The 14,534-nt window shown below is 65.6% G+C and carries 14 protein-coding genes; 9 read left to right on the top strand and 5 right to left on the bottom strand.

The window, feature by feature from the left end; translation table 11 throughout:
• The first annotated feature begins 56 nt into the window (after window positions 1–56).
• From ACYVDN_RS00730 to ACYVDN_RS00715, 4 genes are all read left to right on the top strand, one after another.
• Window positions 57–1,262 carry a nucleotide sugar dehydrogenase gene (locus ACYVDN_RS00730; protein WP_460567456.1) on the top strand — a complete coding sequence of 402 codons (1,206 nt, stop codon included), beginning with the start codon at window positions 57–59 and terminating at the stop codon, window positions 1,260–1,262.
• The gene (locus tag ACYVDN_RS00725) at window positions 1,259–2,029 is read left to right on the top strand and encodes a glycosyltransferase family 2 protein (protein WP_460567454.1); all 771 of its coding nucleotides are present in this window, start codon (window positions 1,259–1,261) and stop codon (window positions 2,027–2,029) included. The genes ACYVDN_RS00730 and ACYVDN_RS00725 overlap by 4 nt, the downstream gene beginning before the upstream one ends.
• Window positions 2,026–3,054: an NAD-dependent epimerase/dehydratase family protein gene (locus tag ACYVDN_RS00720; protein ID WP_460567452.1), complete on the top strand. Its 1,029-nt coding sequence runs from the start codon at window positions 2,026–2,028 to the stop codon at window positions 3,052–3,054. The genes ACYVDN_RS00725 and ACYVDN_RS00720 overlap by 4 nt, the downstream gene beginning before the upstream one ends.
• Before the next feature lie 121 nt (window positions 3,055–3,175).
• Complete coding sequence (locus ACYVDN_RS00715) at window positions 3,176–4,732, top strand: hypothetical protein (RefSeq protein WP_460567450.1); 1,557 nt, start codon at window positions 3,176–3,178, stop codon at window positions 4,730–4,732.
• A gap of 40 nt (window positions 4,733–4,772) precedes the next feature.
• Here the strand turns inward: ACYVDN_RS00715 and ACYVDN_RS00710 are convergent, their stop codons facing one another.
• The 3 genes from ACYVDN_RS00710 to ACYVDN_RS00700 are packed head-to-tail and all read right to left on the bottom strand — an operon-like array spanning window position 4,773 to window position 7,791.
• Complete coding sequence (locus ACYVDN_RS00710; RefSeq protein ID WP_460567448.1) at window positions 4,773–6,128, bottom strand: LCP family protein; 1,356 nt, start codon at window positions 6,126–6,128, stop codon at window positions 4,773–4,775.
• Window positions 6,125–6,637 (bottom strand): 5-(carboxyamino)imidazole ribonucleotide mutase, encoded by a 513-nt coding sequence (purE, locus tag ACYVDN_RS00705; protein WP_460567446.1) that lies wholly within the window; start codon window positions 6,635–6,637, stop codon window positions 6,125–6,127. Before purE ends, ACYVDN_RS00710 begins: the two co-directional genes overlap by 4 nt.
• A 17-nt stretch (window positions 6,638–6,654) precedes the next feature.
• A complete protein-coding gene (locus ACYVDN_RS00700; RefSeq protein WP_460567444.1) occupies window positions 6,655–7,791 on the bottom strand; it encodes a 5-(carboxyamino)imidazole ribonucleotide synthase in 1,137 nt (378 codons plus the stop codon).
• A gap of 92 nt (window positions 7,792–7,883) precedes the next feature.
• On the opposite strand from ACYVDN_RS00700, the gene ACYVDN_RS00695 reads away from it, so the two are divergent.
• Both ACYVDN_RS00695 and ACYVDN_RS00690 read left to right on the top strand, forming a co-directional pair.
• Entirely contained in the window at window positions 7,884–8,432 is a 549-nt protein-coding gene (locus ACYVDN_RS00695; protein WP_460567442.1) for a GtrA family protein, read from the top strand.
• Between the two features lie 152 nt (window positions 8,433–8,584).
• The gene (locus ACYVDN_RS00690; RefSeq protein WP_460567440.1) at window positions 8,585–9,148 is read left to right on the top strand and encodes a GtrA family protein; all 564 of its coding nucleotides are present in this window, start codon (window positions 8,585–8,587) and stop codon (window positions 9,146–9,148) included.
• Here the strand turns inward: ACYVDN_RS00690 and ACYVDN_RS00685 are convergent.
• Complete coding sequence (locus ACYVDN_RS00685) at window positions 9,128–9,691, bottom strand: PH domain-containing protein (protein ID WP_460567438.1); 564 nt, start codon at window positions 9,689–9,691, stop codon at window positions 9,128–9,130. The genes ACYVDN_RS00690 and ACYVDN_RS00685 overlap by 21 nt on opposite strands.
• Before the next feature lie 7 nt (window positions 9,692–9,698).
• The gene (locus ACYVDN_RS00680) at window positions 9,699–10,481 is read right to left on the bottom strand and encodes a biotin--[acetyl-CoA-carboxylase] ligase (RefSeq protein WP_460567436.1); all 783 of its coding nucleotides are present in this window, start codon (window positions 10,479–10,481) and stop codon (window positions 9,699–9,701) included.
• A 126-nt stretch (window positions 10,482–10,607) separates the two neighbouring features.
• Here ACYVDN_RS00680 and ACYVDN_RS00675 point away from each other — a divergent pair, with 126 nt between their 5' ends.
• The 3 genes from ACYVDN_RS00675 (at window position 10,608) to ACYVDN_RS00665 (ending at window position 14,517) form a co-directional block, all read left to right on the top strand.
• Complete coding sequence (locus tag ACYVDN_RS00675) at window positions 10,608–12,503, top strand: GH25 family lysozyme (RefSeq protein WP_460567434.1); 1,896 nt, start codon at window positions 10,608–10,610, stop codon at window positions 12,501–12,503.
• Window positions 12,504–12,611: 108 nt separating this feature from the next.
• Complete coding sequence (locus tag ACYVDN_RS00670; protein ID WP_460572169.1) at window positions 12,612–14,246, top strand: acyl-CoA carboxylase subunit beta; 1,635 nt, start codon at window positions 12,612–12,614, stop codon at window positions 14,244–14,246.
• A gap of 31 nt (window positions 14,247–14,277) precedes the next feature.
• Window positions 14,278–14,517, top strand: a complete 240-nt coding sequence (locus tag ACYVDN_RS00665; RefSeq protein ID WP_460567432.1) for an acyl-CoA carboxylase epsilon subunit — start codon at window positions 14,278–14,280, stop codon at window positions 14,515–14,517.
• Window positions 14,518–14,534: the final 17 nt, after the last annotated feature.

Genomic DNA, 14,534 nt, shown 5'->3' with positions numbered 1-14,534 from the left:
ATGAGCCGTTATTCTTGATTGGCTCCTCGCCTTCCGCGATCTGATGGGAACCCGGCTTGACACACACATTTGAGAACGATGTCGTCGTCGTGGGCGGTGGTGGGCACGTCGGTCTCCCCCTGGCCATCGCGCTTGCGGACCGAGGCTCGAAGACCGTCGTCTACGACATCAACCCGACCACCGTCGAGACGATCCTCCGCGGCGAGCTGCCGTTCAGCGAACCGGGCGCGGAGCCCGTTCTGCGCAAGGCACTCGACGCGGGCACTCTGACGGCATCCATCGACCCGGCCGTCGTGGCGACGGCACGCAACGTGGTCGTGGTGATCGGCACCCCCGTCGACGAGCACCTCAACCCTGATCCCAACGCCATCCCCAGAGCGTTGATGCTGACGAGCGACTTCTTCCGCGACGGCCAGCTGCTCATCCTGCGCAGCACCGTCTACCCGGGGGTCACTGCTCTGGTCGAACGCACCATCGCGGGGCTCGGACTCGACATCGAGGTCGCATTCTGTCCGGAGCGCATCGCGGAGCACAAGGCGATGGAGGAGCTGTTCTCCCTCCCCCAGATCGTGTCCTCGCACTCGGAGGACGGCCGCCGCAGGGCCGCCGAGCTGTTCTCGACGCTGACGGATGAGATCGTCGATCTCGAACCGGAAGAGGCGGAGCTCGCCAAGCTGTTCACGAACACGTGGCGCTATCTCAAGTTCGCCGCGGCCAACCAGTTCTACATGATGGCCAACGATCGAGGTCTGGACTTCGAGCGCATCCGCAAGGGTCTGACGCACAACTATCCGCGCGCCAAGGACATGCCTGGCGCCGGCTTCGCCGCTGGTCCGTGCCTGTTCAAGGACACGATGCAGCTGGCGGCGTTCAGCGACAACAAGTTCTCGCTCGGGCACTCGGCCATGCTGGTCAACGAAGGCCTGCCGCTGTACGTCGTCACGCAGCTCGAGAAGGCGTACGACCTCGAGAACCTCACGGTCGGCATCCTCGGCATGGCCTTCAAGGCCGGCTCTGACGACATCCGGTCCAGCCTCTCCTACAAGCTGCGCAGGGTGCTCAAGTTCAAGGCGAAGGCGGTCATCGCGACCGATCCGCACGTCACGGAGGAGACCGACGACACGCTGCTGCCGTTGGACGCAGTGCTCGCCAAGGCCGACATCCTCGTGATCGCGACTCCTCATGCCGAGTACCGCGGCCTGCGCACCGAGAAGCCCGTCGCCGACATCTGGAATCTTCTCGGCGACGGAGTGCGGGTGTGACGGAGTCCGCGCGTCCGCGGGTCTCCATCGTCATCCCCGCCTACAACGAGGGCACGGCGATCATCCCCGGCTTGGAGCGCATCGTCGAGGCGGTCACTCTGGACTACGAACTCCTCGTGGTCGTCGACACCCCAACGGACACCACGGTGGAGGCCGTCGACGCCTTCCACACAGACCACCCGCAGGTCTCGATCGCCATCAACGACTACGGCCGAGGTCCGGCGAACGCCATCAGGTACGGAATCGACCACGCATCAGCGAAGACCACGGTCGTGACCATGGCCGACGGGTGCGACGACCCACGGCAGATCGACGACCTCGTGCGTCTGGTCGAGCGAGGTGTCGTCGTCGCTGCCGCGTCGCGCTACATGGCAGGCGGACAACAGGTGGGCGGGCCCCGCCTCAAGTCCTTCCTCTCGCGAACGGCAGGCAAGTCCCTGCATTTCTGGTGCGGCATCGGCACTCGCGACGCCACGAACTCGTTCAAGGCCTACAACAGCGAGTTCGTTCGCGAGGTCGGCATCGACAGCCGCGACGGCTTCGAGATCGGTCTCGAGCTGACGGCGAAGGCCAAGCGACTGCGTCGGCCGGTCGCGGAGATCCCCACCATCTGGCTCGACCGCACGTTCGGCGAGTCGAACTTCCAACTCGGCAAGTGGATACCCAAATACCTGCGCTGGTACCGCTTCGCCTACGGCCCCCAACTCACGCTCGAGGAGTTGAGGGCCAAATCCCAGAACCTCGAAACAAAGGACGACGCGCAATGACGAAAGTACTGGTCACCGGCTCGAGCGGATTCATCGGCGGATACATCGTCGAAGAGCTGCTCTCCAAGGGATATGAGGTCGTCGGAGTCGACAACTACTCCAAGTACGGCGAGGTCAAGAAGTCGTACGACGACCACCCCGACTACAAGCTGGTGGTCGGCGATGTGCAGGACACCGCGCTCATGACGGAGCTGCTCGCGGATGTCGACCACTTCATCGCGGGAGCCGCGCTGATCGGCGGCATCTCGTACTTCCACACCTACGCGTACGACCTGATCGCCCAGAACGAGCGCATCATCGCCTCGTCGGTGGATGCCGCGATCGCCGCGCGCAAGAAGACGGGCCGCCTGCAGAAGGTCACCTACATGTCGTCGTCGATGGTGTTCGAGTCGACCGACCGTTGGCCGAGCAAGGAGGGTGACGAGCGTGAGGTGCCGCCGCCGCTCTCCTCGTACGGATTCCAGAAGCTCGCCGTCGAGTATTTCGCCCGTGCCGCATGGGACCAGTACAAGCTGCCGTACACGATCCTCCGTCCCTTCAACTGCGTCGGCATCGGAGAATCCCGTGCGCTCGGCGATGTCGAGATCGACTCCGGCAACGTCAAGCTCGCCATGAGCCATGTCGTCCCCGACCTGGTGCAGAAGGTCCTCAAGGGTCAGGACCCCCTGCACATCCTCGGCAACGGAGACCAGATCCGTCATTACACGTACGGCGGCGACCTCGCGCGAGGCATCGTGCTCAGCCTCGAGCACGATGGCGCCTACAACAACGACTTCAACATCTCCACGGCTGAGGGCCACTCGGTGACCCAGCTCGCCGATGTGATCTGGCGCAAGATCAAGGGACCGGATGTCCCGCTGCGTCTCGTGAACGACCCCGGCTTCGAGCACGACGTGCAGAAGCGCGTTCCCGATGTATCGAAGGCCAAGGAGGTTCTGGGCTTCGAAGCGACGACGACACTCGATGAGATGCTCGACGAGGTCATCCCCTGGATCACGAACGCGGTCGACGAGGGCACGATCTAGCACCGCGACGTTCTCTGTCCACCATCAACGTGAGGGCGACGACCAGCGAATGAGCACCGCAACGTCGGAATCGACCGTTCCCCGGGCTACCCGGACCACCGCAAGGTCCAGGCTCCGCACGGTGGTCCAGTGGCTGGGCACCGCCACGGGCGTGCACTACGTCATCCTGGTCGTCGCGGCGCTCTTCCTGCTGTACGAGTCCCGTCATCAGGGGCTGTTCTACGACGACTGGACCTTCGTCGTCGCCGATCATCCGAGCATCTGGGCACCGCACGTCGGGCACTGGAGCACCGTCCCGATGCTGCTCTACCTGGGCATCCGCAACATCTTCGGTCTCGACAACTTCCTTCCCTTCGCGATCCCGGTCATCATCGCGCAGCTCGGTCTCGCGACGCTGATCTGGCGCATCATGCTGAAGGCAGGCGTCGCACCGTGGATCGCGACGGCGGCCAGCGCGCTGATCTGCTTCCTCGGCGCAGGAGGAGAGAACATCCTCTGGGCGTTCCAGGTCGGCTTCATGGGAGCGATCGCCCTGTCCCTGATCGTGATGCTCCTCCTCATGCGCGAGCGCTTCGGGGTGGGAGAGACGATCGGGGTGATCGTGCTGTCCATCCTGGCGCTGGCGACCTCGGGGACATCCCTCCCGATGCTCGTGGGCGCCGGCGTCGTCGCCATCGTCTATCGAGGTTTCTGGAAGGCGGTGCTCCTCTTCGTTCCCGGCGTTCTCGCCTACGGAATCTGGTACGTGGTCGTCGCGCTGCACAGCCCGTCGAACGACTTCCACGCCACCTCGCTGTTCCAGTACCTGACGAAGGGGCCGCCGTACATCCTGAGCATGCTCGCCGGCGGCACCGGAAACGTCGTGGGGATCGCCGCGCTCGGCGAGGTGGTGTTCGGCGTCGTCGTCGCGTGGTCGTTGTTCCGCTTGCCCACCGCTCCTCGACGGTGGACGGCGACCTACGCCTGTCTTCTCGCCGCAGTCCTGTTCGCTGCGCTCACCGCCTACAGCCGGCTGAATCTCGACAGCGCGACGGCCAGTCGGTACGTCTTCATGGTCACCGTGCTGTTCCTGCCCATGGCGATGCTCGCACTGAGCACCCTTCGCGACCGGCTCGGCCTGCCCGTCGTCGGCTTCGTGATGGTCATCGCGCTCGTCGTCGGCTACAACTTCACCGTGCTCATGCCGATGCTTGCCGGTAGGTCAGCGGAGGTCGCCCAGGTGAGGCAGGAGTTCTCGGCGGCCATGGACATCATCAAGAGCGGCCAGGGCGGCTATTCGTCGAGCGCCACCCCTGCAGCGACCTGGGCACCCCAGGTCACGATGGCGGAGCTGAAGCAGATGATGGATCGCGGATGGCTGCACCCTACGGACTTCGACGAGGCCGCACGTCTCACGGTGCAGGCCGCGCTCTTCGTGCAGATCAAGCCGTCGTCGGCGCCTCTCACCACGCTCGGATGCGTCACGGCTCCCGCGAACACCGACAACATCGATCTCGGATCCACGGCCTATCTGCAGGCGCCGGGGCCCAATCAGATCCAGTACACCGTGACCGACGGCGCGAACATCGGACGACAGGTGACCGTCACATTGGCCGGAGGGTGGAACAAGCTCACCTCCACGACGGGGAACGTGCGCCTGCTGGGTTCCGCTGGATCGATCCGGGTCTGTCCGCGCTAGCCCGGAGGACTCAGAGTCGAGCCGGACTGGGCAGAGGCTCCTACGGTTTCGGCGTCGCGGTAGGCGGGCTGACCGCCTTCTTCACCATGGCGTGAATCTGGTCGAAGTCCGGGTTCGCCGGATCCACCGTCGGCGGAACAAGCTCGAGGTTCTGCACGGGCAGCGTGCGGGTCTTCATGCCCAGGTCGACGAAGTACCCCAGCATGGACTGCGGGATGTCGGTCTTCACCACCTGCTGCCCGGCTTTGGCGATGTCCTGGAACTTCGTCACCACGTTGACGGGCGTGAACTGTTTCAGAATCGCGTCCTCGAGAATGCGCTGACGTGCCATGCGGTCGTAGTCGCTCGTCGACTCCCGAGACCGGGCGTACCACTGCGCGGTATACCCGTTCATGTGCTGAACTCCGGGCTCGATCCATCCGGTGACGCCGACGAGGTTCTCATCACCGCCGATCGGAAGCTTCTCCTTCACGTCGATGGTGACGCCGCCCAAGGCATCCACCAGCTGCTGGAAGCCCTCCATGTCGATGAGCACGTAGAACTGGATCTTCAGCCCGGTGACGCCCTCGAGTGCATCGCGCATCGCTTCGATGCCCGGCTGGCTGTTCTGCTTCGTGGCGTTCGGGTAGAGCTTCGGCTTGTACAGCTCGACCTCGGTGTAGATGGAGTTGAGCTGACACACGTCGACGTCGCACGTGTCGTTGTAGCCGTAGCCGTTCGGGTAGATCTTCTGCATCGGCGAACCGTCGCTGAACGGCACCGGATCGAGGTCGCGCGGAACGCCGATCGAGACCGCCTGACCTGTCGCGGCGTCGATGCTGAGAACCGACATGCTGTCGGGCCGCATGCCATCACGGCCCGGGCCGGCGTCGCCGCCGAGAAGCATGATGTTGTAGCGTCCGTCGACGGGGGCCACGGATGCCCCGGCCGAGAAGATCCCGGACAGGGCCCCACGCGCACTGCCTGCCAGCACCGCGCCGTACGCGGCCGTACCCGACACGGCGACGAGCAGCACGACGGCGAAGGCGGCGATACCGGCGCGTGCGGCGGGCCGCGCCCTGACGAGGCGCACAAGTCGCAGTGTGTCGAGAGTCAGCACGATCCAGAGGATCGCGTAGAGCGCAAGCAGAACCTGCAGCACGAACAGCGCGAGGGTCTGCGTGAAGAAGCCGACCACCGCCGTCGGCTTCACGAGATAGAAGATGAACACCACGATCGCGGCGGCCCAGAGCACGAACGTGCAGATCAGTCCGAATCGGCCGAGCTTGCGGTTGCCTGCGAGCACCTGCACGCTTCCCGGCATGAGCAGGTTGAGCACCACGAGCCACCAGCCCCGTCGCGTCATCACGTCGCGAGACTTGACGTTCGGGTACCGCATCGGGTTAGCGATGGTCATAACGTCGCCTTGAGGTCGGCGTTCTTCTGTTCGACCAGTTCGATGAGCCCTGCCGCGTAGTCCGCCAGACGCTCGGACAGAGCGGCATCGCTCGTGCCCAGAATGCGCGCTGCGAGGATGCCCGCGTTCTTGGCGCCGCCGATCGCGACGGTGGCGACGGGGATTCCGGCGGGCATCTGCACGATCGAGAGCAGGGAGTCCAGGCCGTCCAGCTTGGCCAGCGGCACCGGAACTCCCACGACGGGAAGCGTCGTCATGGAGGCCAGCATGCCGGGCAGCGCGGCCGCACCGCCCGCTCCTGCCACGATGACCTTGACGCCCCGAGCTGCTGCATCCTTGCCGAAGGCGATCATCTTCTCCGGCGTGCGATGCGCAGAGACCACCTCGACCTCGTACGGCACGTCGAACTCGGCAAGAGCGTCTGCCGCTGCCTTCATGGTGGCCCAGTCGGAGTCCGACCCCATCACGATGGAGACGAGCGGGGACGCCGGGGAGTTCACGCTGGGCATGCCTTCCAGGCTAGGTGTCAGTCCTGGAAGAACCCCGCTGCGCCACGCGCCTGGTAGGCGACCTCGTCCAGATCGTCGCCGCAGACGGTGACGTGACCCACCTTGCGGCCGGGACGCGACAGCTTGTCATAGCTGTGGAACTTGGCTGTCGGATGCTCCCGCATGGCCTTCTCGTAGCGGTCGACCATCGTGGCGTCATCCGGCCCGCCCAGCACGTTGATCATCATCGACCACGGCTCAAGGGTGCCCGTGGAGCCGAGCGGGAGGTCGAGCACGGCACGCAGGTGCTGCTCGAACTGGCTCGTCGTCGAGCCGTCGATGCTCCAGTGCCCGCTGTTGTGCGGACGCATCGCGAGCTCGTTGACCAGCACGCGGTCATCCGTCGTCTCGAAGAGCTCGACAGCGAGCATCCCCGTGACACCGAGCCCCTCGGCGACGCGCACCGCGATGTCCTCGCTCACCTGGGCGACGTTTCCGGCGGAGTTGGGAGCCGGGGCGACGACCTCGGCGCAGATGCCGTCGCGCTGCACTGTCTCGACAACGGGCCACGCCACGATCTCGCCGGACGGGCGCCTCGCCACCTGCTGGGCGAGTTCGCGGCGGAAGTCGACGAACTCCTCCACCAGGAGGGCTCCGCCGTTGCCGTCCTCGGCGAGCGCGGTGAACCAGTCGTCGACATCGTGCGGGGTGCTGATCACCCGCACGCCCTTGCCGTCGTAGCCGCCGCGGGCGGTCTTCGCCACGGCACGGTCGCCGTGGTCGGCGAGGAACTCGGCCAGCTCGGCCGGCGTCTCGACGGCCGCCCAGTCCGGCACGGGGAGCCCGAGCTCGGAGAGCTTCGCCCGCATCAGCAGCTTGTCCTGCGCGTACAGCAGCGCATCAGGTCCTGGATGCACAGGGATGCCCGCCTCGACGAGAGCCCGAAGTACCGGCTGTGGCACGTGCTCGTGGTCGAACGTCACCACGTCGACCGTGCGTGCGAACGCCAGCACCGTGTCGAGATCGCGGTAGTCGCCGACAGCCGAGGCGGCGATGGCTGCCGACATCCCCTCGGCCTCCGCGAGCACGCGGATGCCCACACCGAGCTCCAATGCAGCGGGGATCATCATCCGCGCGAGCTGTCCGCCACCGATCACACCGACTGTCTTGGCCACCGTGAAAGCCTATCCGGGCAGGGACGAGACGGTGGATGCGCGAGGCGCACCTTAGAATCATCGAGGCCTCCAACAGAAACGATCCCCGATCCATGCGATTCCTCAAGAGCGTCTACGACCGCCTCGTGCGCTATGCGCTGAAGTTCGGCGTCGTGGGGATCATCGGATACGTCGTCGATGTCGGCGTCTTCAACCTTCTGCGTCTGGGGTCCGCGGGTACCGACAACTTCTTCCACAGCCCGCTCGGCGCGAAGACCGTGTCGGTTGCGATCGCGACGCTCGTGACGTGGTTCGGCAACCGCTACTGGACCTTCCGCGAGCACCGCCGCAAGAACTTCATGCTCGAGCTGTTCGAGTTCACCGTGATCTCTGTCGCGGGGCTCGGCATCAGCCTTCTGTGTCTCTGGATCTCGCACTACGTGCTCGGTTTCACCTCGCTCGCAGCAGACAACATCTCGGCGAACGTCATCGGCCTCGCACTCGCGACCCTGTTCCGGTTCGTGATGTATCGGTACTGGGTGTACGGCCATCACCGCAAAGACGGCCTGACCGCCATCAAGCAGCGGGAGGCCGAAGCCGCCGCCCTCTCCATCTATGAAGACGATGAGGATGCCAGCAAGGATGCTGCCGGCCTGAGCTGACGCGAACGCGTCTCAGTGCGCACGCTTAGAGCAGTCTTCGCAAACGCTCAGCAACGCCACCGCGTTCCAAGGCGCCTCATTGGCCGCCTCGATAGGCTCGCCGCTCGGGGCTTGGAATCGCACGCCCCTCTTCAATCGGACGGGTGGACACCATGACAGAAACGGTCGACACCCGCACAGGCGAGGTCGAAGCCCCTCGTCGCGCCGGGTGGCTCGCTCAGCTTCTGCAGCTGATCAAGTTCGGTGCCGTCGGCGGCGTCGGCTTCATCGTGAACTTCGCGGTCTTCAACTTGCTGTGGCTCACGGTCTTCAATCCGTCGCGCATGCCGCACGGCCCGCTTCTGGCCACCGCGGTGGCGACACTGGTCGCGATCGCCGTCAACTGGGTCGGCAACCGCTACTGGGCCTTCGCCTCCGACCGTCAGTCGAACACGACACGCGAGGGCATCGAGTTCCTGCTCGCGAGCTTGATCGGCATGTGCGTCCCGCTGCTGTGCATCGGCGTCTCCCGATACGTCCTCGGGCTGCACTCCCTCCTCTCGGACAACATCGCGAGCAACGTTGTCGGACTCATCCTCGGCACGGTCGTGCGATACGTGCTCTACCGGTTCTGGGTCTACTCACCGCGACGTGCACACCGGTCACCGAGCATCCCGCCGCGGCGCCGCGAGGAGCCAGTGCGGACTACCGCCGACTCAGCGGACCGGGCCTTCTGAGCTCACTTGGCCGCCGGCAGGCCTCGGCGCGAGCTCGGAATCGGACGGCCAGCCGACACCGTACTTCCGTTGGCTGTTCTCCATCAGGTCGTGCAACGCCTCGGTGACCATGTGCGCACGTGGCACGTCGCGCAGCCTCGCAACTGTGGTCTGATCGGTGGCGGTGATGACGATGTTCCCGCTCCGAAACGCCGACTGCAGCCATGAGGTGCGAACGGTCACGCTGTAGCCGCGGCTGTGCAGCAGCTCCCGGCGCTCGCGCACGAAGAGCCCGGTGCGCACGATGAGGCGACGGGTGGTCACGGTGTATCGCGTGGTCAGCCACTCGCCGAGGGGGAGCAGAAAGAGCAGCACCGCGAGCAGTGCTGCTCCCGCCCAGATCGCGATGGAAACCCAACCGTCGAAGACGGTGCCGAAGTAACCTGCCGCACCGCAGATCGCGATCAAGGCGACCGACGGCCAGAACATGTGGCGGGCGTGCCGACGCAGCCTGGCCACCACGCGTTCGGCGGGCGGCACCGCGTACCCGTCGGTCAGTGCCATAAGCCCATTAATACCGCAGGTGAGTCACATCACCCGCGGCAACAGGCGTGCGACGACCATCCACGTTCACGACGATCCGTCCGCTGGTGTCGAGTCTCTCGGCGACGCCGATCACGGGGGCGCCTCCCGGCAGCTCGACACGCACGGTCTGACCGAGAGTGCTGCACGCCGAGCTGACGGCATCGAGCAATCCTGCGTCGTCTGCCGCGCCGGCCGCCGCGGCGAATGCCCGGTAGAGCTCTCGAAGTTCGGAGAGGTAATCGGCGAGCACGTCGTCTCCACTCGCCGTGGCTCCCTCGATCGTCATGGAGGTCGCGGTCGGCACCGGCAGCTCAGCCTCGCTGAGGGTCAGGTTCACGCCCGCGCCGACGACAACCGCACCGTCGCCGTCGCTGACGAGTTCGCTGAGGATGCCGCAGAGCTTCTTGTCACCCACCAGCACGTCATTCGGCCACTTGAGCCCTGCCGCGACTCCGTGCTTACGCACGCTGCGGGTCATGGCGACGCCGGCCATCAACGGAAGCCAGCCAAGGGAATCGGGCCGCGTGATTCCTGCTTCACGCGGCCAGAGCAGCACAGAGATCGCCAGCATGGTTCCCGGAGGAGCGGTCCATGCGCGCCCGAGACGGCCACGTCCTGCTGTCTGCGTGTCGGTCACCACGACACTGAACTCCGGCCACTCGTCACGACCCCCTTCACGAGCTCTTCTCGCGAGCTCGTCATTCGTGGATCCCGCGCTGGCGAGCTGCACGAATCGGGCGGCAAATGGCGTTGATCTGGTGAATTCCATGCTGCAATCTCCTACGAACGTGCTTCGCTACCGGTATCACGCTCAATTCACCCTAGGTTTAACACTGCCGTTCGGGATCGGCATAGGGGGACACTCGTGGCTGTTCGGGGCTCAAAACGTCGCATAATGACACTCGCGTTCGCGTGCTGCAGCGCTGCAGCGCTCGGCTTCGCGCCGACTGCGGCCATGGCGACCACCGCGCATACCGATTCGACGCCACCTGCCGTCTCCTCCACCGACGGTGCTACCAGCGCACCCACCGACACACCGCCCGCCACGGTCGCACCGACCCCGACGCCAACGCCCACCAGCTCCCCCACGAGCACACCAAGCGCGACGGCGACGGCTACTCCCGACGAGACCACTCCGACTCTCGCTGAGATGAACGCGACTCACAACCACACGATGGGGTCGACCATCCCCCGTGATTCGGCTGCGGCGCCCAAGGCGAATGCGAGATTGTTCGCGGCGGCCGCTGCCCCGGCTGGCGTACAGGGGCTCGACGTGAGCGGATGGCAATCGCTGACACGGGCCAATTGGACGACGATCTGGAACAACGGCGCCAGATTCGCCTACATCAAGGCGACGGAGAGCACTGACTACACGAGCGGCGAGTTCTCCGAGCAGTACAACGACTCCTACGCAGCCGGACTGATCAGGGGCGCCTACCACTTCGCAACGCCGAACACGTCTTCCGGCAACGCGCAGGCGAACTACTTCGTCGCACACGGCGGGGGGTGGTCTGCCGACGGCAAGACCCTGCCGCCCCTGCTCGACATCGAATACAACCCCTATGGCGCCACCTGCTACGGCCTGAGCCAGGCGCAGATGGTGTCGTGGATCACCGACTTCTCGAACACGGTGCAGGCGCTGACGGGACGACTCCCTGCGATCTACAGCACCACCGACTGGTGGACGCAGTGCACAGGCAACAGCGCCAACTTCTCGAAGAACCCCCTGTTCATCGCCCGCTACACGTCGAACCTCGCAGGGGGTCCTGGCACCCTCCCCGCCAGCTGGTTCCAGTACACGTTCTGGCAGTACGCCGACTCCGGCACGTTCCCGGGCGATCAGGATGTCTTCAACGGCTCGCTCCTCAACCTGCAGACCTTCGCCAAGACGAATCCGGTCAAGACGACTCAACCCGCCGTCGCGCCGGCAATCGGACGCAACGTCGCCACCGCAGAGACCACTGCGGGCAAGGTGTACGTGTTCTGGAAGGGCAACAACGGCGACCTGTGGATGAAGACGAAGTCCGGCTCGACCTGGTCGAAGTCCACCGATACCGGCAAGTGGATCGGGCCGGGCACCGGCCTCAGCGCTGCGGTGAATGCCTCCGGCGAATTCATCGTCGGATGGCGCGGCGGTGACTCCGGCGTCTGGGTCACGACCAGCACGAACGGCAGCACGTGGACCGCGATCGTCAAGGTCACGGCGCCCGGTGTGGCGGCGACCACGGCCGGCCCGACCTTCGACATCGCGAAGAATGGCACGGCGTACGTGTTCTGGAAGGGCCAGAACAATGGGCTCTACCAGTCCATTCGTACCAACGGCAAGTGGTCCAACTACTACTCGATTCCGGCGGATGTCGGCCCAGGAGCAGCGCTCTCCTCGGGCATCGACGGCGCGGGGTGGACCTACGTCTTCTGGCGAGGCGGAGACAACAATCTGTGGGAAGCCAACTGGACGGGCAAGGCCTGGACGACCCAGCACCGCATCATGACGACGGGTGCTTCCGGCGGGGTGAATTCGGAGGTCGGCGTGGCCGTCACGGCAGGTGCCGTGCAGTACGTCTTCTGGCGGGGCAACGACTCCCGCCTGTACCAGACCTTCTGGGATGGGAAGGCGTGGAGGGGCTACTACCAGCTGCCGGCGAACGTCGGTCCCGGCACGGCGGTCTCTGCTTCACTCGACGCCAAGAACGCGACGTCGGTGTACTGGCAGGGCGGCGACAACGGAATCTGGGGTGCGTACTGGACGGGAACCGCGTGGACGGGCGCCCAGGCCGTCCCGGCCGGCTGACATACGACCCGGCGTGCGCGGGATCTCAACAGGTAACGGGCGCCTTTTGTGCGATTCCGTCAACGAGATGCGCCAAACGCCTGCTTGTAAGGTGAACGGGTGACCGACATCTCCACCACGGACGCCGACAACACCGCAGACAGCGAGGCCGTCTCGCAGGACGCCGGGCCCGACGTCTCGACGGCAGGCAAGATCGCCGACCTGAAGCTGCGCTACCACGAGGCCGTCACTGCCAGCGGGCAGGCGGCGATCGAGAAGCAGCACGCGAAGGGCAAGCTCACCGCGAGGGAGCGCATCGACCTGCTGCTCGACCCCGGCTCCTTCGTCGAGTTCGACGAGTTCGTGCGGCACCGCACCCATGCGTTCGGCATGGAGGGCAAGCGTCCATACGGCGACGCCGTCGTCACCGGCATCGGCACCGTGCACGGCCGCAACGTCGCGGTCTTCAGCCAGGACTTCACGATCTTCGGCGGATCGCTCGGCGAGGTCGCGGGCGAGAAGATCATCAAGGTCATGGACCACGCCCTGAAGATGGGTGTGCCGATGATCGGCATCCTCGACTCCGGCGGAGCCCGCATTCAGGAGGGCGTCGTCGCGCTGGGCAAGTACGGCGAGATCTTCCGGCGCAACACCCTGGGCTCCGGCGTCATCCCGCAGCTCTCCATCGTGATGGGGCCGGCCGCGGGCGGTGCCGTGTACTCCCCCGCCCTCACCGACTTCGTGATCATGGTCGACAAGTCCAGCCACATGTTCGTCACCGGCCCGGATGTGATCAAGACGGTCACCGGCGAGGATGTCGGCTTCGAGGAACTCGGCGGTGCACTCACGCACAACAAGGTGTCAGGGGTGAGCCACTACTTGGCATCCGACGAGCAGGATGCCCTCGATTACGCCCGCGCGCTGCTGAGCTTCCTCCCCGACAACAACCTCACCGATCCTCCGGTCTACGACGCGGAGTCGGAGCTCGAGATCACCGACGCCGACCGCAAGCTGAACGAGATCATCCCCGACTCGCCCAACCAGCCGTACGACGTGACGACCATCATCGAGCACATCGTCGACGACGCCGACTTCCTCGAGGTTCAACCGCTCTTCGCGCCGAACATCGTCATCGGCTTCGCCCGCGTCGAGGGCCGCTCGGTCGGCATCATCGCGAACCAGCCCAACGCCATGGCGGGCACGCTGAACATCGACGCCGGTGAGAAGGCCGCGCGGTTCGTGCGCTTCTGCGACTCGTTCTCGATCCCGATCCTCACCCTCGTCGATGTGCCCGGCTATCTGCCCGGCACCGATCAGGAGTGGACCGGCGTCATCCGCCGCGGCGCGAAGCTGCTCTACGCATACGCGGAGGCGACGACGCCGCTGGTCACCGTGATCACGCGCAAGGCTTACGGCGGCGCGTACATCGTGATGGGCTCCAAGCAGCTCGGCGCCGACATCAACCTGGCCTGGCCGACCGCTGAGATCGCCGTCATGGGCGGGCAGGGTGCGGTGAACATCCTGTACCGCGGCGAGATCAGGCGCGCTGAGGAAGCGGGAGAGGATGTCGCAGCCGTACGCGCCAAGCTCGCGAACGAGTACACGTACAACGTCGCGTCCCCCTTCCTTGCAGCAGAGCGCGGCGAGCTCGACGGCGTGATCGAACCGGCAGCGACGCGTATCGCCGTGGTGAAGGCGCTGCGGGCACTGCGCTCCAAGCGGGCGACGCTGCCGCCGAAGAAGCACGGGAACATTCCGCTGTGAGCAGGGATATGTCCTTCAGGAGTGCCGTCTGATGGCCAAGCATCGCGCGGCATCCGAGCTGGATGCCTCACAGATCGTCTTCACGACCCCTGGGCTCTCCGACACCGAGATCGCCGCCGTCACCGCCGTTCTCACCGCCGCCGTGCACGAGCAGGCCGCCGGGGACGAACCGCAGTCGGACGAGTCCGTGCAATCCGCCTGGCAACAGAGCCAGCGAGCCCTCCGCGCCCCCCTCCATCGCGGAGTCGGAGCCTGGCGGAGCTTCGGCTAAAGGGAGCCTGGCGAGAC

The sequence above is a fragment of the Humibacter soli genome (assembly GCF_054779035.1).
Note: the sequence above shows the minus strand (reverse complement) of the source record. Positions and strands in the feature narration are given on the sequence as shown.

Bases quoted from the DNA above. Each gene is read 5' to 3' on its own strand.
- purE (WP_460567446.1), bottom strand. From the start codon at position 6,637: ATGCCCAGCGTGAACTCCCCGGCGTCCCCGCTCGTCTCCATCGTGATG.
- ACYVDN_RS00665 (WP_460567432.1), top strand. From the start codon at position 14,278: ATGGCCAAGCATCGCGCGGCATCCGAGCTGGATGCCTCACAGATCGTC.
- ACYVDN_RS00685 (WP_460567438.1), bottom strand. From the start codon at position 9,691: ATGGCACTGACCGACGGGTACGCGGTGCCGCCCGCCGAACGCGTGGTG.
- ACYVDN_RS00695 (WP_460567442.1), top strand. From the start codon at position 7,884: ATGCGATTCCTCAAGAGCGTCTACGACCGCCTCGTGCGCTATGCGCTG.
- ACYVDN_RS00710 (WP_460567448.1), bottom strand. From the start codon at position 6,128: ATGACCATCGCTAACCCGATGCGGTACCCGAACGTCAAGTCTCGCGAC.
- ACYVDN_RS00690 (WP_460567440.1), top strand. From the start codon at position 8,585: ATGACAGAAACGGTCGACACCCGCACAGGCGAGGTCGAAGCCCCTCGT.
- ACYVDN_RS00720 (WP_460567452.1), top strand. From the start codon at position 2,026: ATGACGAAAGTACTGGTCACCGGCTCGAGCGGATTCATCGGCGGATAC.
- ACYVDN_RS00675 (WP_460567434.1), top strand. From the start codon at position 10,608: ATGACACTCGCGTTCGCGTGCTGCAGCGCTGCAGCGCTCGGCTTCGCG.
- ACYVDN_RS00680 (WP_460567436.1), bottom strand. From the start codon at position 10,481: ATGGAATTCACCAGATCAACGCCATTTGCCGCCCGATTCGTGCAGCTC.